Source organism: Helicobacter valdiviensis, assembly GCF_003245365.1.
Lineage (GTDB): Bacteria > Campylobacterota > Campylobacteria > Campylobacterales > Helicobacteraceae > Helicobacter_D > Helicobacter_D valdiviensis.
This window is the reverse complement of the sequence record NZ_NBIU01000004.1, coordinates 14,715-33,265: the sequence shown is the minus strand read 5'-3', so window position 1 is coordinate 33,265 and position 18,551 is coordinate 14,715. Positions and strand designations below refer to the sequence as shown.

General features: G+C 32.5%; 17 protein-coding genes. 5 read left to right on the top strand and 12 right to left on the bottom strand.

Features of this window, described 5'->3' with window-relative positions; genetic code table 11:
* Nucleotides 1–2: 2 nt before the first annotated feature.
* From B6S12_RS02320 to acpS, 5 genes are all read left to right on the top strand, one after another.
* Complete coding sequence (locus tag B6S12_RS02320) at nucleotides 3–1,160, top strand: FtsW/RodA/SpoVE family cell cycle protein (protein WP_111229215.1); 1,158 nt, start codon at nucleotides 3–5, stop codon at nucleotides 1,158–1,160.
* A 60-nt stretch (nucleotides 1,161–1,220) separates the two neighbouring features.
* Nucleotides 1,221–2,477 (top strand): diaminopimelate decarboxylase, encoded by a 1,257-nt coding sequence (gene lysA, locus B6S12_RS02315; RefSeq protein ID WP_111229214.1) that lies wholly within the window; start codon nucleotides 1,221–1,223, stop codon nucleotides 2,475–2,477.
* 10 nt (nucleotides 2,478–2,487) lie between these two features.
* Complete coding sequence (gene pheA, locus B6S12_RS02310; protein WP_111229213.1) at nucleotides 2,488–3,555, top strand: prephenate dehydratase; 1,068 nt, start codon at nucleotides 2,488–2,490, stop codon at nucleotides 3,553–3,555.
* 74 nt (nucleotides 3,556–3,629) lie between these two features.
* Complete coding sequence (gene fliL / locus B6S12_RS02305) at nucleotides 3,630–4,160, top strand: flagellar basal body-associated protein FliL (protein ID WP_111229212.1); 531 nt, start codon at nucleotides 3,630–3,632, stop codon at nucleotides 4,158–4,160.
* Between the two features lie 3 nt (nucleotides 4,161–4,163).
* The gene (gene acpS / locus B6S12_RS02300; RefSeq protein ID WP_111229211.1) at nucleotides 4,164–4,526 is read left to right on the top strand and encodes a holo-ACP synthase; all 363 of its coding nucleotides are present in this window, start codon (nucleotides 4,164–4,166) and stop codon (nucleotides 4,524–4,526) included.
* Nucleotides 4,527–6,138: 1,612 nt separating this feature from the next.
* Here the strand turns inward: acpS and B6S12_RS02295 are convergent.
* The 12 genes from B6S12_RS02295 to B6S12_RS02240 all read right to left on the bottom strand — a co-directional run bounded on the left by B6S12_RS02295 (nucleotide 6,139) and on the right by B6S12_RS02240 (nucleotide 18,529).
* Nucleotides 6,139–6,747, bottom strand: a complete 609-nt coding sequence (locus B6S12_RS02295; RefSeq protein WP_111229210.1) for an FAD-dependent oxidoreductase — start codon at nucleotides 6,745–6,747, stop codon at nucleotides 6,139–6,141.
* Nucleotides 6,748–6,804: 57 nt separating this feature from the next.
* On the bottom strand, nucleotides 6,805–8,703 hold the full coding sequence (mnmG, locus tag B6S12_RS02290) for a tRNA uridine-5-carboxymethylaminomethyl(34) synthesis enzyme MnmG (protein WP_111229209.1): 1,899 nt from the start codon (nucleotides 8,701–8,703) through the stop codon (nucleotides 6,805–6,807).
* Nucleotides 8,693–10,648, bottom strand: a complete 1,956-nt coding sequence (gene ligA, locus B6S12_RS02285) for an NAD-dependent DNA ligase LigA (protein WP_111229208.1) — start codon at nucleotides 10,646–10,648, stop codon at nucleotides 8,693–8,695. The genes mnmG and ligA overlap by 11 nt, the downstream gene beginning before the upstream one ends.
* Nucleotides 10,648–11,130, bottom strand: a complete 483-nt coding sequence (gene luxS, locus B6S12_RS02280; protein WP_111229207.1) for an S-ribosylhomocysteine lyase — start codon at nucleotides 11,128–11,130, stop codon at nucleotides 10,648–10,650. Before luxS ends, ligA begins: the two co-directional genes overlap by 1 nt.
* A 60-nt stretch (nucleotides 11,131–11,190) precedes the next feature.
* Nucleotides 11,191–12,189, bottom strand: coding sequence for an A/G-specific adenine glycosylase (locus B6S12_RS02275; RefSeq protein ID WP_111229206.1), 999 nt, complete (start codon nucleotides 12,187–12,189; stop codon nucleotides 11,191–11,193).
* Nucleotides 12,189–13,187: an LLM class flavin-dependent oxidoreductase gene (locus B6S12_RS02270; protein ID WP_111229205.1), complete on the bottom strand. Its 999-nt coding sequence runs from the start codon at nucleotides 13,185–13,187 to the stop codon at nucleotides 12,189–12,191. Before B6S12_RS02270 ends, B6S12_RS02275 begins: the two co-directional genes overlap by 1 nt.
* A gap of 69 nt (nucleotides 13,188–13,256) precedes the next feature.
* Nucleotides 13,257–13,754, bottom strand: coding sequence for an HIT family protein (locus tag B6S12_RS02265; protein WP_111229204.1), 498 nt, complete (start codon nucleotides 13,752–13,754; stop codon nucleotides 13,257–13,259).
* Nucleotides 13,755–13,764: 10 nt separating this feature from the next.
* Entirely contained in the window at nucleotides 13,765–15,234 is a 1,470-nt protein-coding gene (locus tag B6S12_RS02260) for a Mur ligase family protein (protein WP_111229203.1), read from the bottom strand.
* The gene (locus B6S12_RS02255) at nucleotides 15,221–15,976 is read right to left on the bottom strand and encodes an alpha/beta fold hydrolase (RefSeq protein WP_111229202.1); all 756 of its coding nucleotides are present in this window, start codon (nucleotides 15,974–15,976) and stop codon (nucleotides 15,221–15,223) included. The genes B6S12_RS02260 and B6S12_RS02255 overlap by 14 nt, the downstream gene beginning before the upstream one ends.
* Nucleotides 15,976–17,013, bottom strand: coding sequence for a D-alanine--D-alanine ligase (locus B6S12_RS02250; RefSeq protein WP_111229201.1), 1,038 nt, complete (start codon nucleotides 17,011–17,013; stop codon nucleotides 15,976–15,978). The genes B6S12_RS02255 and B6S12_RS02250 overlap by 1 nt, the downstream gene beginning before the upstream one ends.
* Nucleotides 17,014–17,098: 85 nt before the next feature.
* Complete coding sequence (locus tag B6S12_RS02245) at nucleotides 17,099–18,169, bottom strand: alanine racemase (RefSeq protein ID WP_111229200.1); 1,071 nt, start codon at nucleotides 18,167–18,169, stop codon at nucleotides 17,099–17,101.
* 42 nt (nucleotides 18,170–18,211) lie between these two features.
* A complete protein-coding gene (locus B6S12_RS02240; RefSeq protein WP_111229199.1) occupies nucleotides 18,212–18,529 on the bottom strand; it encodes a c-type cytochrome in 318 nt (105 codons plus the stop codon).
* Between the last annotated feature and the right edge of the window lie 22 nt (nucleotides 18,530–18,551).

The following is an 18,551-nucleotide window of genomic DNA, read 5'->3' as shown; positions in this document are numbered from 1 at the left end:
AAATGGTTGATCGTCCTTTATTTTTGGCAACTGCTTGCCTAATAACTATTAGCATTATTTTTTCTTATTCGCTCTCAAGCTTTGCTGTGCTGTATTATGGTTATAGTTCTTTTCATTTTTTTTTAAGACAGCTTATAGCAGGAGTTTTGGGAATTATTCTTATGTGGTGGATTTCAAGAAGAAATCCTGATGCTTATGTGGTGAAATTTGGCTTTTTTTTATTTTTTGGTGGAATTTTTTTAATGTTTATTATGCATTTTTTGCCAGAAAGTCTTGCAACAAGTGCAGGGGGTGCAAAGCGTTGGATTAGACTTCCTTTTTTTTCCTTAGCGCCTGTGGAATTTTTTAAAATAGGTTTTGTGCTATTTTTGGCTTGGAGCTTTTCAAGAAAATTTTCTCTTTTGGAGCAAAAAAGTCTTAAAGAAGAGTTTTTAACTTTCTTGCCTTATGTTGGAATTTTTTTGATTGCTGTTTATTTAATAGCAATTTTGCAAAATGATCTTGGACAAATCGTGCTTTTAGGTATGACTTTGGCTTTAATGATGATTTTTGCTGGGAGTAGTTTTCGCTTTTTTCTTATGCTTTTAGTGGGAGCTTTTAGTCTCTTTTTTGTGGTGATTATTACAAGCACACATAGAATTATGCGTATTAAAGCTTGGTGGGCAGGAACACAAGATTTTATTCTCTCTTTATTGCCTGCTTCTGTGCAAAATTCTCTTAGGGTGGAAAATCTTCCAGAGCCTTATCAAATCCAATATTCACTAAGTGCAATTGAAAATGGAGATTTTTTAGGTAAAGGGCTTGGAAATGGGCTTGTAAAGCTCGGGTTTTTAAGTGAAGTGCATACGGATATTATTTTGGCGGGAATTACTGAAGAGATTGGTTTTTTGGGATTATTTTTTGTGGTGTGTCTTTTTATTTTTATGTTGTTTAGAATTTTTAGAATCGCTATCCGCTCTCAAAATACTATTTATTATCTTTTCTGTTCGGGGATTGGGTTAATTTTGGGTTTTTCTTTTTTGATTAATGCTTTTGGGATTACAGGGCTTATTCCTATTAAAGGAATTGCTGTGCCTTTTTTAAGTTATGGGGGAAGTTCGCTTCTTGCAAGTTGTATTATGATTGGTATGGTTTTATCTATTAGCAAAAAAACCAAATAACTTTAAGGCTTTTTGCTATACAATATAAACTTTTTGTGAAATTATATTTTTAGGAAGATTATGGAACAAGTCATTTTAAGCAATGAGCCCACATTGAGTGGCAATTTAACACAAGAAAATTTAAAAAAAGTTGCCAAAATGTATGGCACTCCCCTTTATGTTTATGATTTTGATAGAATAGAGGAGCATTATAAACAGTTAAAAGCAGCATTTTCAGGCAGGAAAGCATTGATATGCTATGCATTAAAAGCAAATTCTAATCTTAGTTTAGTGCAAAAATTAGCCTCTTTAGAAAGTGGGGCAGATTGTGTTTCTATAGGAGAGGTTAAACGGGCTCTTTTAGCAGGTATTCCAAAATATAAAATTATTTTTAGTGGTGTGGGTAAAAAAGATAGTGAGATTAAAGAAGCTTTAGAACTTGATATTTTGTTTTTAAATCTAGAAAGCAAAGAAGAGTTGTTTAGAGTGGAAAAAATTGCTAAAGAATTGGGCAAAAGTGCTAGAATTTCTGTGCGTGTAAATCCTAATATTGATCCTAAAACACATCCTTATATTTCCACGGGTTTACAAGAAAATAAATTTGGTGTTAGTGTTGAAGTAGCAAAAGAAATGTATGTGTATGCAAAAAATTCTCCCCACCTAGAGCCTATTGCTATCCATTTTCATATAGGATCGCAGCTAACACAGTTAGATCCCATTAAAGAATCTGCTAAAAAAATAGCTTCTTTAGCACATAGTCTTATTGCTTTAAAAATTGATTTAAAGTTTTTTGATATAGGTGGGGGTTTAGGAATTACTTATAAAGATGAGAAGATTATCCAGCCCTATGATTATGCACAAAGTATTTTAGAAGCTTTAAGAGGGCTTGATTTAACGATTATTTGCGAGCCAGGAAGATTTTTGGTGGGGAATTGTGGCGTGTTTTTAAGCAGTGTTTTGTATGAAAAACAAACCGATAAAAAACGCTTTGTGATTGTTGATGGTGCGATGAATGATTTAATCCGTCCTAGTTTATACAATGCTTATCATAAGATTGTGGCTTTAAAAAGTGGAGAACAAACAAAGGCAGATATAGTAGGGCCTGTGTGTGAGAGCGGGGATTTTTTAGGCAAGGATATATCTTTACCTTCTTTAGAACACAATGATCTTTTGTGTGTGATGAGTGCAGGTGCATATTGTGCGAGTATGGGAAGTAATTATAATACGCGTTTAAAATGTGCTGAAGTGGCTTTTGAGAAAGGCAAGGAAAAGCTTGTTAAAAAAAGAGAAAATTTTGAAGAGCTTATCCAAAACGAAAAAGAATTAATGCAAAAATAAGGGGGTAAAGATGGATTTAAGAGCTTTTAGAGAAGAAATTGATGGGATTGATAATGAGATTGTAGAGCTTTTAGAAAAGCGTATGGGGATTGTAAAAAAGATAGGAAAAGCAAAACTAAAAAGTAAAGCACCTATTTATCGTCCTGATAGGGAAAAGGAAATTCTTGATAGATTGGGGGCAAAATCTCTTAGTCTTCTTAATAAAAACGCAATTGAATCCATTTTTTTAGAAATTTTTGCAGTCAGTAGAAATTTAGAATTGCCTGAGCGTGTTTCTTATCTTGGTCCTCTTGGGAGCTATACACATCAAGCAGCTGAAAGCCGTTTTGGTGCGATGTGTGAGTATTTTCCTTGCAATACTATTGCATCCACTTTAAAAAGTGTGGAAGACAAACGCGCAAATTATGCGGTAATTCCTATAGAAAATAATCAAAATGGAGCAGTAGGGGAAACACTAGATTTACTTAAAAAAACTGAACTAAAAATCGTAGCTGAAATTTATATGCCTATACATCATTGTTTTGCTAGTCTTTCATCTAATCTAAAAGATATTAAAGTGCTTTATTCTAAAGATATTGCTTTTGGACAATGTTCGCAGTTTTTAAGCGAACATAGCCTAGATCATATTGAAAAAATTCCAGTAGATTCTACTGCGCGTGCTGCACAACTTGCATCAAGCGATGAAAAATGTGCTGCTATTTGTTCTCATATTGCCGCAAAATTATACAATACACCCATTTTATTTAATAATATTGAAAATAATTCTACTAATAAAACGCGTTTTATTATTGTAAGTAATTTTAAAAACCAAAAAAGCACACAAGATAAAACATCTATTTTTGCAAATTTATCCCACACAAATAAACCAGGGGCACTTTATAATTTGCTTTATGATTTAAAAGACTTAAATATTAATATGACTTCTATACAATCACGACCCAATATACAAAGTGATGGGGATTTTGGTTATTGCTTTTTTATGGATATTGATGGACATATTGATGATGACAATATTAAAGAGCTTTTTAAACGCTATCAAGATAAATTAAAATGGTTGGGAAGTTATTTAAGAAACTAATTAAGACATAAAAAAGTTTGTTTAATATCATTAAAATTTTGCTATAATATAGAAATTTTTATAAAGGGAATGTTATGGCTGAAGAAGTTGAAGAGAAAAAAGAATCTAAATTAGCAAGTTTGAAACAAAATAAAATGATACTTTTTATCATTATCGGAGTTGTTGCATTACTTTTAATTATTTTAATTGTTGTGGCTATCTTGATTTTTAGTGGAGGCGATGAGCAACCCCAAGCACAACAACAACCTCAAACAACACAGCAAGCAGGTGCTCAAGGGGGAGGTGGAAATCTTTTGAGTGTAGGGCAAATGTATCCTATGGATCAATTCATTGTAAATCTTATGACTTCAGGAGGTGGCAAGCGTTATTTGAAAGCCTCTTTAGCATTAGAGCTTAGTGCTCCAACTTTACAAACAGAATTGGATACCAAAAGAGATATTGTTCGCGATACTGTAATTACAGTTTTAAGCTCTAAAACTTTAGAAGAGATTCAAACTACAAAAGGTAAGCAGAAGCTAAAAGAAGAGCTTTTAGAGCGTATTAATGAATTTTTGGTAGATGGTAGAGTGGCAAATATTTTCTTTACAGACTTTGTGGTTCAATAAAGCTTGATAGATATTGGGGTAGATATTGTAGCAATCTCTAGGATTGCTTCTTATGTAGAGAAATTTGGAGAAAAAGGGCTTTTAAAATTTCTTTTGCCCAGTGAGATTGGTATTGCTAATAAAATAGAAACTATCGCAGGTTTTTGGGCTGCAAAGGAAGCTTGTGCTAAAGCTTTAAGATGTGGTATAGGCAAAGAATTAAGTTTTAAAGATATGCAAATTAGCAAAGATAATGCAAATGCACCCTTTTTAATCTTAAGTAAGGAAAAACAAGAATATTTTCAAATCTCTTCTTTATCTCTTTCTATTACGCATGATGGAGGTTTTGCTATTGCTGTTGTTGTATCTTGTAGAAAATCTTCCTAAACTTTGCAAGGCAAATAGAGAAGTAGAATTTTATGTAATTAATATAAAATTCTAGTTGTATTGGCATTAATTTTTTAGTAGGTTGTGGTAGTAGCAGCGAGTATTCTAAGAATACTGTAATATTAGATATTCTTAAAACCTTTTATATAAAGCAGAGAGATGTCAAATTATTTTTCATTCTTAGCAATGAAGAGCTAAATAAATAATAGGCTCAAGCTTTGTGATGGGTAATTTTAATAAAAACAATCAAAAAATTATTAGATATTAAAGTGATTAAAGAGGAATTATCTAAACTAGTCTATGCAACAGAAAGCTAAAAATATGAGTTTGTGAGTAATAAATACAAGATTTAGAGAAAGAAAACTATTTATATCTTCAAAGCCCTTAAAGCAAGAAGCAATCTTTTAAGAAAATACACTTAAAAATACTCACATTGTTTTAAATAATAGAGGTAATGATAAAGATAAAATGCAACCAAAAAGTATCATTTTATTTTTCTGCCGACAGAAAAAATTGCACTTTGATTTTAAGCAGTGTTATAGCAGTCTGCAAAATTACTTTGTAGTGTAAATTTATTAAGAATATTTAGGTTTGTTGTTGCTCTTGTTAGATTACCTTGCCATTTCATTTCTTGTAATGACAATGTATAGATATGCAATGAAATTCCACCTTGTCATTGCAAGACTTGGGCAAGTAAGTCGTGGCAGTCTATAGAGAATGCTAATTTAGTTATTTTTAGATTACTTCAGTGCTAAAGGGCTTTGCAATGATATTGGATTTGCTTTGTTGTTTTACTCCTTGTAATGATGGGGAGTGAGTAGATTGCTTTGATGATGAAATCACTTTGCAATGACTACCCACCTTATTATTGCAAGCTAGGTGAAGCAATGAAGCAATCTAGGTGATTTAGAATAGCACGCAAAACCGCATTTTGTTTGTGATAAAAAGATAGTTCTTTTAGTATTATAAATTACACTTACAGCAACAAAAAGAGATTTTTATATTAGGTGTTGGCTTTTTTTGTTATTTTGAGGCTTTAACTAAAGAGACTCTTAAAAAGCTCTCCAGCAAAAGAGATTTTACTTCACTTAATAGAATAAAGAAAGGAGGCTAATATTCTAAAAGTGGAGCATTGGTAATAGAAATTTTCATGGTGAGATTGGTGCAAGAATATGGTAATCCATAAAGAGTTACTAAGAGAGTTGTAAAGTGTTTTTATGGATTATTGTGTAAGGTGTTGTCCTTGTTTGTGATAAAGTTTTGATCTTGCTACTCTTGGTGGTGATGTAAAAAGTGCATTGTAGTTTTTTCTTGATGCTACCAATTTTTTTAAAAGCTAGCAATTTAGAAGAATTTATATTTTTAAATATTTTAAGATTTATTTTTTGAGTAAATTATTAAAATTGTTTAATCTATTAAAAGAATAAAATCTAGTTAAGACTTTTGTGTAGGGCAAGAATGTAAATCAATAAAAAGTAAGTTGCTAGAGTGAGTGGATAAATTTATTTTTTGTAACAGGAATTAAAGAAAGATGATGATGTGTTAAGTTTCTATTTGATTCTTAGCTTATAAATAAAGAGTGGAAAGGGTTTGCAAAGCTAAGCTTTGCAATTTAGGCTCTTGAGCCTTTTAAATCATGGATTACAGCAGTAGTCCCTGCAATATCACTAAGGATAGCACATGCACTCTCATTAGCACTTCCCATAGCACAAGCTACCATTGTTGTAACTCCACTTGCTAAACCTGCTGCATACATTCCCTCTTTAATAAGATTTCTTCCGCTATTTTCTAGCATAATTTTGCCAGGTTTTGGCATTAAAGGATGGGGTTTTACTTTATCTTCTAGGCCTTTAATAGCACACTCGCTAGCTCCTGTTGCGACGATTATATAATCAAATTTGCCAAAAGTTTCTCCACCTGCTACTAAACTAAAATCTCCCTTGGAACCTAAAATCTCTTCCACTTTCTTTTCTAGATAACTAACTTTAGCTAAAGAGTTAATTTGTGCTTTGGTATTTTCTATGATTTCTTTACCTCCAATACCTCTAGGAAATAAGGGGACATTATAAATTTCAGCTTTATATAAATCTGCTTTAGCTCCACCCTCATCAAAGATACTGATTTCAAAATTCAATTCATTTTTAATAGCACTTGCTAAAACAAGAGCGGAGCTTAAACCTGCAATTGAACCGCCAATAATTGCGACTTTAATATTTTTCATTGGAATTCCTTTTCAAAATTTAAGTAACATTTATAGCCAAAAATGGCTAAAAGAAGGTTAAATTTTGGCTTTTTTATGGTGTAGATGAATATAGAGTTGTAAAACTTCAAGACTTGCAGGAGTAATACCGCTAATTTCACTAGCTTCAAAAAGGCTTTTTGGAGTGAATTTTTTTAGCTTTTCAATGACTTCTAGGCTAAGCCCAGGGATAGAATCATAGCTAAAATCTTGTGGGATTTCTATGCTTAGCATTTTATCCATATTGTCAATCAAGGCTTGTTGCTTTTTGATATAGTTTTTATATTTTGCTTCTATTAAAAGTTCTTCTAAAGCGCGTTTAGAATAGTTTGCAAAAGGCGTTTTTATAAGGGTATCAATTTTTAAAAGCTTTTCTAAATCAAAACTTCTGCGACTTACTAGAGTAATCCAAGTGGTTTTATCACTGATTTTATCTTCATTGATGGAGTTTAAAAAATTTAAAACTTCCAAAGTAGGCGTGATAGGGGTAGAAGATAGCCATTCTAGCCCCTCTTTGATATTTTGCTTATCTTTTAGAAGTATTTGATAGTCTTCTTTGTCCATAAGTCCTAGATTGTAGGCATATTCCCCAAGTCTAAAAATCGCATTTCCTTCACGCAAAAGTAGTCTATACTCAGCACGAGAGCTAAACATTCTATAAGGTTCTTTTGTGCCTTTGGTAACTAAATCATCTACCAAAACTCCAATATAGGCTTCATTGCGTTTTAAAATAAAAGGGGGCTTGTTTTGTAAGGCAAGCACAGCATTAATACCAGCATAGATTCCTTGTGCAGCTGCTTCTTCATAGCCTGTTGTTCCATTGATTTGACCTGCACAATAGAGATTTTTGATTTTTTTGGTTTCAAAAGTATGTTTTAAATCTGTGGGATTGATATAATCATATTCAATAGCATAGCCATAGCGAACAATTTCTGCATTTTCTAAGCCCTCAATACTTCTAATCATCTCTTCTTGCACATCAAAAGGGAGCGAACTTGTAAGACCGTTGATATAGTATTCATTAGCTTCTTTGGTTTGCGGTTCTAAAAAGAGTTGGTGGCGTTCTTTATCGCTAAAGCGATTGACTTTATCTTCAATACTGGGGCAGTAGCGTGGGCCTATGCCTTCAATTTGTCCAGTAAACATTGGGGCTCTATGGAAGTTGGAGCGGATAATTTCATGTGTTTTTGCATTAGTATAGGTTACATAGCAGGGGAGTTGTGTGGGGTTAAATTCTGCATTGTTGAGTTCTTTTTCTGTTTTGTGGCTGAAAAAGGGTGCAGGATTATCACCATGGTGTTGTTCTAGATTGCTAAAATCAATACTGCTTGCTTTAATTCTCGCACAAGTTCCTGTTTTTAGCCTACCTACATCTAAGCCTAAATCTTGCAAACTTGCTCCAAGCTCAAGTGAGGGTGGTTCTCCTGCGCGCCCATTACTTGAAGTGTGTTCTCCTATATGGATTTTGCCACGCAAAAAAGTTCCTGTGGTTAAAATAACCTTTTTAGCATAATATTTTTTACCAATGGAGCTTATTACGCCTTTAACTTCATTATTTTCTACAATTAATGAGTTTATGCTTTGTTGGGTAATTTCTAAATTTTTAGTGTGGTAACATAAATCTCTAGCAATAATTTTATATCTATCCATATCAATTTGTGCTCGAGTGCCTTGCACAGCAGGACCTTTAGAAGCATTTAGTGTTCTAAATTGGATTCCGCATTTGTCTGTAATATAGCCCATTACACCACCTAATGCGTCAATTTCTTTTACCAAATGTCCTTTGCCAAGTCCTCCTACTGCTGGGTTGCAACTAGCAGCACCAATTTGCTCTACTAAAAGGGTTGCAAGGAGAGTTTTAGCTCCCATTTTTGCACATACAATAGAAGCTTCAATTCCTGCGTGACCGCCACCTATTACAATTACATCATAATCCATACATTTCCTTAAATTCTTCTTCATTTAAAATTTTAATACCCAATTCTTGTGCTTTTTTAAGCTTGGATCCCGCATCTTCTCCGCACAATAAAAAGTCTGTTTTTTTAGAAACGCTAGAACTGACTTTCGCACCTACTTTTTCTAAAAGTTCTTCATAAAATTCTCTTTTTTGTGAGAGTGTTCCTGTGATAACTAAAGTTTTTTCATTAAAAGGAGAGAGGGGCAAATTAGAAGTTTGGGCTTGCACATTGGGGGTTAAGATGGCTAAAAGATTAAGAATCCGTTCTTTGTTGACTTGTAAAAATTCTACTAAAGAATTTGCCATCTCTATTCCAAAACCATCTAAAGCCATAAAATCTTCATGCTTTTTTAAATAAAAATCTAGCCCAAAAGTATTTGCGATTTTTTTACTAGCACCCTCGCCAATATGTTCAATGCCTAAAGCATTGATAAAACGCCATAAATCCACCCCTTTTGTATCTTTGATGGCTTTTAAAAGATTATTGATTTTTTTCTCTTTAAAGCCTTCAAGATTTTCTAAATCGCTAAATTTTAGAGAGAATAAATCCTCAATGCTTTTAATTTTTCCCATATCATAAAGAAGTTCTACGATTTTATCTCCTAAACCATCAATATTAAGAGCTTTTTTACTTGCAAAGTGGATAATAGAATTTTTAACTCTTGCTTCACAATTTAAATTTTGGCATTTAATGAGCTTTTCTTCTATTAACAATTCTTTGCCACAAATAGGGCAGTGGGTTGGAACTTTGCAAGGTTTTTGTGTGCCATCACGCAATGCAGGGAGAGATTTTATAATTTTTGGTATCACATCTCCACTACGGATTAAAATTACACTATCGTTGATTTTGATATCTTTTTTGCTGATTTCATCAAAATTATGTAAAGTAGCCCTGCTAACCCTTGCACCTTCAATGAATACAGGTTCTAAAATTGCTACAGGGGTAACCACTCCACTTCTTCCAACTTGTAAGGTAATATCCAGTATTTTAGCCTTTTTTTCAATAGCAGGGAATTTATAAGCACAAGCAAATCTTGGAGATTTTATTGTGAAGCCTAAATTTTTTTGTAAAGTAATGCTATCTAGTCTAATTACCATTCCATCAAGCATAATAGGGTAGGTATCTCTTTGTTTTATTAGCTTACTATAAAGTGCTTCAATCTCTTCTAAACTTTTACAAATTTGTGAAAAAGGAGAACTAATAAAGCCAAAACTTCGGATTTTTTCCATAAGAGCAAAAAAGCTATCTTCTTGTAAGGTGCAATATCCTACACCCCATGGGATAAATTGTAATTTTCTCTTTGCGGTGATGTTGCTATCTAGTTGCCTTAGGCTTCCTGCAGCTGCATTGCGTGGATTTGCAAAAAGATTATCACCATTTGCTTCCCTTTCTTTATTTAAAATTTCAAAATCATCTTTAAAAATTACACATTCTCCTCTTATTTCAATGCGTTCTTTATAAGGGATGGATAAGGGAATACTTTGGATAGTTTTAGCATTTTGAGTAACCTCTTCACCTATGAAAGCATCTCCTCTAGTGGCTGCTTTTATAAGAATTCCATTTTCATAAAGAAGATTGAGGCTTGCTCCATCAAATTTTGGATCTAGACTATAAGTAAGATTAGAGCCATACTTTTCCATTCTATCCATCCAAGCTTTTAGCTCTGTGCTATCAAAAATATCATCTAAGCTCCACATGCGTTCAATATGGCTAGATTTGCTAAAGGAATCTAAAATTTTATCCCCGACCCTTTGTGTTGGAGAATCTTTGGCACAAAGTTGTGGATTTTTTTCTTCAAAATCCTTAACTTTGTGGTAGAGCAAGTCATATTCTTCATCACTTGCTAATGGATCATCAAGAACATAATAATGTTTAGCCCAAAGATTTAGGGTTTCTATGGCTTTTAAGTATTCTAAATGTTGCATTATAGTTTTAACTCTAAAGCCTTGTTGTCCATAATGCTAATGCCCTTATTTAGTGTATCTTTAGCAATTTGTTTGGCAGCTTCAAGAGAATGCATTTTGTAAGTGCCACATTGGAGTTCATTGGCTTCTGGGATATTATCTACTTTTAAAATATCTTCCATACTTGCTTTCCAAGCATTTTTTACGGCTTCTTCGCTGGGTTTTCCAATAAGACTCATGTAAAAACCTGTGCGACAACCCATAGGAGAAATATCAATAATTTCTACTTCATTATTGTTGAGATGATCTCTCATAAAACCTGCAAATAAATGCTCTAGTGTATGAATACCTTCTTGTGAAAGGATTTCTGCATTAGGTTTGCAAAAACGCAAATCAAAAACGCAAATTTCATCTCCACTTTTTGTATGCATTACCTTGCCAAGTCTTACTGCGGGAGCTGGCATTTTGGTATGATCTACTTTGAAACTATCTAAAAGAGGCATAATATTCCTTTGTCCGATAAATTTTTATGCAATGCTATAAAAAAATAACCTATAAAGAGATTAAAAAGAGTAATTTTCTAATTCTTTTAGAATTTTTAATGCCATAGAAGAAAGAGGTAAGGAGTTTAACTCCTCTTTAGAAAAGAATTCTAAATCTTGATAAAGATGAGTAAGGAGAGTTTTGGCATTTAGCGGATAAACAAAAACTTGCAAGCGGTATTTTGTGTAAGTGTGATTGATACTAAAGAGGGGATTAAAATCGGGAATATCAAGCAAAGAAGGAAAATTGTAAAGATTAAAATAAAGTTTTTCCTTGCTTTTAAGAAGGGCAATTTTATCTCCTTTTGTAAAAAGTGCTAAATGTAATTGTTGCTTAATGCTTGCTTGTTTTTTTGTAATAGTAAAAGTATAGGGATCTGTTTTGCCTTTACAGTAGGGATTTAGGGGGCAAATTTTGCATTTTGGATTTTTGGGAGTGCAGAGGAGTGCGCCAATATCTAGCAAAGCTTGATTGTGTAAAAAGGGTTGTTTGTGGTTTAGTAAAAGCTTTGCTTTTTTATCTAGAAGTTTTTGTGTAATTTTTTCTTTTGTGGGAGAAAGTGCAAAAAAACGCAGTAAAATTCTTTTAATGTTGGAATCTATAAAGCTAACAGGCTCATCAAAGCCAAAGCAAGCAATTGCACCTGCTGTATAAGCACCAATTCCTGGTAATTTTTGGAGTTCTTTTATATCTTTTGGGAGTTTGCCTTGTGTGATTTTGGCACATTTTAAAAGGTTCCTAGCGCGCGAATAATATCCTAAGCCCCTCCAAGCAAGAAGCACTTCTTCTTCTTTTGCAAGGCTTAAATGAAAAAGAGTAGGAAATTTCTCCAAAAAAGGAAAATAGAATCTTTCTAATACGGGTTTAACTTGTGTTTGTTGGAGCATAAATTCACTAATTAATACGCGATAGGCTCTCTCTTTATGTGTGGTGTCTCTCCAAGGAAGAGAAGCCCTCCCTTCTTTTTTATACCAAGAGAGTAAAGAGGCGTGTAGTTTAGAGAATTCTTTAGTATCCATTAAATAAAGGGTAAGATTTCTTGTTTGTAGATTCTTAATTGTTCTTTGGCTTCTTCTAAGTTAGGTGTGAGTAATTTTAGGGCTAAAGTGCTAAAGGGGATCTCTTTTTGTAGATTTTTGATTTGCTCAATGCAATCTTTTGGTGTTCCTACAATTAGATTTTCTAAAATTTTATCTTTATTAAAAAAATCAGCCCTAAATTCCTCATAATCACTTGTTTTAATAATGGATTCAAAAGTTGGGTTTTCTTTGTTGGCTTTTAGCATTCTTTGGGCGAAAATATCTACTCCTATTCTTGCTTTTTCTTCTGCACTTTTCCTGTCTTTATCTACATAAAATGCTCTTGCTAGAGTGAATTCATAGGGTTGTTTGCTGTGTGTTTTAAAAAATGTGTGGATTTCTTGGGCTCTTTTTTTCTCTAAAGTTAAAGAGCCTAGAAAATTATAACCTGCTTTAGCAGATTTTATCAGTGTTTCTTCATGATCGCTTGCTACAAAAAAAGGAATGAGATGAGTGGGATGCGGACAAATACTTATGTTATTGATTTCAAAATATTTTCCATCATAGCTAACTTGGCTTTTGTATAAAAGTTCATGGATAATCTCTGCATTTTCAAGCATAATTTCTCGGTTTGTTTCAGCATTTGCTCCCATAGCAATGTCAAAAATGGGGAAAGCTCCTCTAGCAAAACCAAAAAGAAATCTTCCTTTGCCTAAAATATCTAGAGTAGCAATTTCTTCGCTTAACTTAATGGGGTGGTAATGAGGGAGTAAGATAGCAGCACTACCGATTTTGATTTTTTGGGTGGTGGCTAGTGCATAACTTAAAAGGGGTATAATAGAAGAGCAAGTAGTGAAATTGTTAAAATGATGTTCCCCAATCCAAGCTTCATCAAGTCCTAATTCATCGCAATACCTAATGAGTTCAAATGTGCTATGGAGTGCGTTTTCTTCATTGTTGTTCCAATTTTCCATAAGTGTGAAAATACCACTTTTCATTTTGTTTTCCTTATTTTAGTATAAAACTTATATTAATCTTAGCAAGTTTTCCTTATGGCTTTGCTTAATTTAAGAGGTGCTTTTAAAGTGATTTTTAGCAAGTGTTTTAATTTTATGGAAGATTGTATCAAAATCTACCCCATAAACTCTGCCTTCCCCAATGGTAGTAAAAAAATTTGTATCTCCTATAAAGCGTGGGATAAGGTGTAAATGTAGATGTTCTGGAATACCTGCTCCTCCTGCCTTTTTGATATTAATGCCATAATTTACTCCTTGTGCGCCAAATTCTTCTAGGAGTGCCACCCCTTTTTGTCCTAAGGTTTGTAGATGCAACCAAATTTCACTTTCTAAAGTAGCAGGAGAATTGGTGTGGATATGGGGAATGATTAGAAAATGTCCAGGAGTGTAAGGGTATTTATTCATTACACAAAAAACCTTATCATCGCGATAGAAAACTCTATTTTGCTCATCTTTATCTTGGTTGCTTGAAAGATGGCAAAAAATGCAATCAGCTTCTTTACAATCTCCAAAATAATCTGCTCTCCAAGGTGCATAAAGATATTCCATAATTCCTCCTTTAAATATAGCTTGGAGCATCGTTTGCAAAAAGAATCAAATCTCCATCGTGTGTTAAAGATTTTAAAAGATTTTCTATGTGATTTTTGTCTTTTAGGATAATTTTTTGGGGAGAGTGGATATTGTTTTGGAGAATTTTAGAGTTTAGTTCTCCTGTAATAATAGCAATATCAAAAACTTTATCAATAGCTTTTGCAAGTTTTATATTAGATTCTTCATTGCTCTCTACTAATCCTGGAGTTACAATGATTTTTTTGCCCTCATGCAAAGAAGAAAGACGAATAGCTTCTAGCATTCCATCAAGATTGCCATTGTAGCTATCATCTAAGATAAGTTTTCCATTTACATTGATTTTGCTAAGGCGATGGCCTGTAGGTTCTAGTTTGCTAACAAGTTTTATGATTTCTTTGGTTTCAATTCCTAAATCTTTTGCTACAGCAATTGCAGCACCTATATTAATCACATTAAAAGCACCTAAAATTTTTGTGCTAAATTCTACTTGTTTGGAATCTAGCTCTAAACTAAAAGTTGTTCCCTCAAGTGTAGCGTGGATATTTTTAGCATTATTAGGAAAGTAGCAAATAGGTGCAAGGCATGTGTTTGGAGGAGTATTTTTTTCATAAATATAGGCTTTTTGTAAGCAATAGCTCTCTAATATTTCATATTTTGCAGCATAGATGGTTTGAATATCTTTAAAATATTCAATATGGGCTTCACCAATTTTTCCCACCACTGCAATTTGTGGGGAGATTAAATCTATAATTTCTTTAATATTGCCAACAGTTCTTGCACCTGCTTCTACAATGTAAATATCTGTAAGAGGTGAAAGATTTTGATTAATATCAGCAATAATGCCTGTTAGCGTATTTACGCTTCTTGGTGTGGCATAGACTTTAAAATTTTCATGCAACATTTGAAAAAGGAAATTTTTAAGACTTGTTTTTCCATAGCTTCCTGTAACTGCAATAACTTTTAGATTTGGCATAAGATCTAATTTTTCTTTAGCTAATTTTTTATAGCGGTTTAGCAAAATCTTTTCTAAAAGATTGGAAAGAATTAAAGAAATAGGTAAAGGCAAGAGATAAACACATTCAATTAAAGGAGTATGGTGGTTGTCTAATTCCACATTCAAAAACAACAAATCATTAAAAAGAATAAAAGAAATATAGATGAAGAAAAAGCGTAAAACTCTACCAGTAAAAACTAACTTTTTACTTAGATTAAAAGCCCAAATTGCAAGTGCAATGATATAGAAATAAAGAACCAAATAAGAATAAATATTATCGGGAATAAAAATAAAATAAACTACTGGTAAAACAAAATAAAGAATGTGCCATTTAAATTTATGGTGTTTAAAAACTACTCTTAAAAATTTATAATGGTACCATTGGAAATTTGTAATCACATAGTAGCCTAATGCTATGAGAAACACCCAGTGGGTAAGCATTAAAAAATAATCAAATGTTTGCATTAATTTCCTTTAAAGTAGAATTTTTGTAATAGAGTTTAAAAATTTCTTCTCCTTGATTTGAAAAAAAGAAATGATCTCCTTTTAGAATATGAAAGTAGGAAGTTTGGACCAAAGAAGCAATGGTTTCTCCACAAATTAAAGGGGTGGTAATATCTTCTTTGCCCCAAAAAATATGTGTTTTATTGGGAAAATTTGCAAAAAGAGTAGAAAAATCTTCATCCACAACATTTTTAAAGGTTTTATACATTGTTTCAGGCATATTTTGCACATCTTTAGAACGCAATAAGGTGCGGAATTTTTGTGATAAGAAAGGTGCAAATTGGTTAAGCATTTTAGTAAGAAAAATCTTGGATTTTACTTTTAAGCTTTTTTCTAGCACAATTCCAGCACTACTTAATAAAATGAGTTCTTGTGGGAGAAGTAAAACCCCTATTTTTCCTCCAAAACTATGTCCTATTAGTAGATGCTTAGAAGCTTTAAGTTTATTTAAAAAGATTTCTATAATATTAGCATAATCTTGTGTTCTTAGTGCAATATTAGGTTGTGAAGAAGCTCCAAAACCAGGTAAATCTATATAAATATGTCTAAAATCTAAAAAATAATTACCAAAAGCTTGTTTCATAAGGTTTTTATTAGAACCCCAGCCGTGTAAAATAATGAGATCTTTTTTGTTAGTGGGATATAAAATCTCATAAGAGATTTCAAAAGGATTGTTATCATAAACAAGAGATTTTAGAGCCACTATTTTCCTTTAGCAAATTGAATTTTGTGTAAAAATTCATAAGCAATTCTTATGTCTTTTGGTTTTGGGAGTGCTTTGCTTAAGTCCTCTAAAGCAGTTTTAAAATCACTAAAGAGATAGTTTGCTAGACTGCCAGGAATAGGATTGATTTCATTAAGATAGCATTCTTCATCTTTAATGAAAAAATCACATCTTATTAATGCACCCTCAAATAAATGGTTGTAAATTTTGGCAAAGTTATCTTTTAGTTTTTCTTCTAATTGAGGTGTTAAATTGGCTTTTTGTATTTCTTTGGTGCGTGAAAAATCAAGATATTTTTTATCAAAATCTAAAAACTCTTTTTTTTGTGGTTCTTCAATAATGGAAAATACCAAGCCATCTTTTCCTTTGAAGCCTGCTAAATTATATTCTTTAATCCCATTGATAAAAGGCTCTATGAGGACTTTTTCATCAAATTCAAAAGCAACTTCAAGAGCATATTCTAGTTCTTCTTGATTTTTGGCAAGTGAGATACCAATAGAGCTTCCAAGTCTTGCAGGTTTAATAATTAGAGGAAAGGTAAGATTAGAAGGTATTTCTTCGTGTTTGTAAAGAATGGTAAAGGGAAGAGATTTTACATCTCTATTGTAGCAAAGAAGTTTTGTAAGTTCTTTATCAAAGCTTAATACGCAAGCAGAATTGCGTGGTCCAATAAAAGGAATTTTGAAAAAATCTAAAAGAGAGGCAATTTTGCCATCCTCTCCATCTCCTCCATGGACTAAACAAAGAATTGTAGGGAGCAATAAGGGTTTGAAACCTAAAAAACTTTTTTGGTAAAATCCTCCAGACTGTAAGTAAAGTTTGGTGCATTTTAAATAATTTTTTTGAGAAAAAAAAGTAGATTGCATTTTGTCTTTTGGTATGAGATAAAAATCTCCCTGTCCATCTAAAAAAATAAAATGCTCAAGGTTTGGAAGTAGTTTTTTTAAAGAAATTGCACTTACAATACTAATTTCATGTTCGTAAGAATTGCCACCAAATAAAATACAAAAATTCAAAATCTATCCTTTAAGAGTGATTTATAAAGAGAGTTTAGAATGATACCAAAACTTTATAAAACTCTTTAATAAAAGTTAGGAAAATTTAGATAATTTTTTTAGGAATATAAGAATGCAGATGGACTAAAATTTCATAAGGAATGGTGTTAAAGGCTTTTGCAAAGGCACTAACATCTTCAAAAATGCAAACTTCTTCTTGTATGCTTTGTATGCTAATGCAGTCCATAGAGGCACGCGGATAGATTTTGTAGCCTTCTTTTGTTTTTAATTCCATTCCTTCTTTTATTCTAAAAAATCCATCTCCATAGCCTATATCATAGGTAGAAATTTGTGTATCCTCTAGCACTTTAGAAGTTCCGCTATAGCCTATAGTTTGTCCTTTTAGGAGAGAGCAGGTAGAAATTTTGTAAGCCCAAAGGGAAGCAATAGGTTTTAGATTGGGTTTTAGATTGAAAACAGAATCGATACATAAATAACCATAAAAAGCTATCCCAAAGCGATAAAAGCAGTCACTTAGTAAATCATCTGGATTGTGGGTGATGTTGTCTTTAAAAGCACCTGAAGAGCTAAGAGAATGAAAGCGGGGAAGAGGAATATTGAAGCTTTTTGTAAGTTGTAATATCTCTTGTTTTATGAGCAAGAATTGGAGGTTTTGGCTAAAAAACTCTGCTCCTAAATCATCTCCATAGCCATTGTGTGTGAAGACACCTTTTAATTTTAGGTTTTTTTGTGTAATAATATTAAAAGCTTCTTGTAGTTCTTGTTTGCTAATGCCATTGCGATTCATACCGCTATTTACTTTGAGTTCAATTTGTGTATTGTTAGGCAGTGTTTTTAAAAAATCCAAACTTGCTACACAAAAAAAGATATTAGGGGCTTTTAGACAAGTTTCAAAATGAGTTTGCAAAAAACAGCTTTGTGGATATAAAATGGAAATGTTTTCAAATAAATGTTGGATACAAAGGGCTTCTTGCATATTTTTAACAAACGCATTTTTAATGGATTTTTGGTGTGCTAGAGTTGCAATTTCTAAAATTCCATGTCCATAAGCATTGTCTTTTAGGACAATAGCAATTTTATCTTCATTTTTTACAAGATTTTTAAGAATTTGATAATTGTGAAAAAAATGATTTTGATTAATTTTTAAACAAGGCATTTGCAGAAAAAACCAAAAGCCTTAAAGGCTTTTAGATTTAAATTATTTTTTTGGTAATTTTGAAATATAATCAGCTACTGCTTCAATATCAGCGTCTGTTAATTTCCAGTTTTTCATATTTGCATACATGATAGCTTTAGCACCACCATTATCAGCAGTTCCTGCTGCATAACCTTTAAGTTGTGTGATGATTTCATCTTTTGCCATACCACCAATAGTGATACCGCCTACGCTTCCTGGTGCTACTCTTTCACCATTTGCACCATGGCAAGCAATACATTTTTTGAAAATTGCAGCACCATCAGCTGCCATTAAACAGCCACTTGCAACTACTAAACTTAAAAGAACTTTTTTTAACATTTTAACTCCTAATTAAAAAGTA

What these genes read in the sequence shown, in the direction of transcription:
- B6S12_RS02320 (WP_111229215.1), top strand. Translation starts at nt 3, where the DNA reads ATGGTTGATCGTCCTTTATTTTTGGCAACTGCTTGCCTAATAACTATT.
- lysA (WP_111229214.1), top strand. Translation starts at nt 1,221, where the DNA reads ATGGAACAAGTCATTTTAAGCAATGAGCCCACATTGAGTGGCAATTTA.
- pheA (WP_111229213.1), top strand. Translation starts at nt 2,488, where the DNA reads ATGGATTTAAGAGCTTTTAGAGAAGAAATTGATGGGATTGATAATGAG.
- fliL (WP_111229212.1), top strand. Translation starts at nt 3,630, where the DNA reads ATGGCTGAAGAAGTTGAAGAGAAAAAAGAATCTAAATTAGCAAGTTTG.
- B6S12_RS02295 (WP_111229210.1), bottom strand. Translation starts at nt 6,747, where the DNA reads ATGAAAAATATTAAAGTCGCAATTATTGGCGGTTCAATTGCAGGTTTA.
- mnmG (WP_111229209.1), bottom strand. Translation starts at nt 8,703, where the DNA reads ATGGATTATGATGTAATTGTAATAGGTGGCGGTCACGCAGGAATTGAA.
- ligA (WP_111229208.1), bottom strand. Translation starts at nt 10,648, where the DNA reads ATGCAACATTTAGAATACTTAAAAGCCATAGAAACCCTAAATCTTTGG.
- luxS (WP_111229207.1), bottom strand. Translation starts at nt 11,130, where the DNA reads ATGCCTCTTTTAGATAGTTTCAAAGTAGATCATACCAAAATGCCAGCT.
- B6S12_RS02275 (WP_111229206.1), bottom strand. Translation starts at nt 12,189, where the DNA reads ATGGATACTAAAGAATTCTCTAAACTACACGCCTCTTTACTCTCTTGG.
- B6S12_RS02270 (WP_111229205.1), bottom strand. Translation starts at nt 13,187, where the DNA reads ATGAAAAGTGGTATTTTCACACTTATGGAAAATTGGAACAACAATGAA.
- B6S12_RS02265 (WP_111229204.1), bottom strand. Translation starts at nt 13,754, where the DNA reads ATGGAATATCTTTATGCACCTTGGAGAGCAGATTATTTTGGAGATTGT.
- B6S12_RS02260 (WP_111229203.1), bottom strand. Translation starts at nt 15,234, where the DNA reads ATGCAAACATTTGATTATTTTTTAATGCTTACCCACTGGGTGTTTCTC.
- B6S12_RS02245 (WP_111229200.1), bottom strand. Translation starts at nt 18,169, where the DNA reads ATGCCTTGTTTAAAAATTAATCAAAATCATTTTTTTCACAATTATCAA.
- B6S12_RS02240 (WP_111229199.1), bottom strand. Translation starts at nt 18,529, where the DNA reads ATGTTAAAAAAAGTTCTTTTAAGTTTAGTAGTTGCAAGTGGCTGTTTA.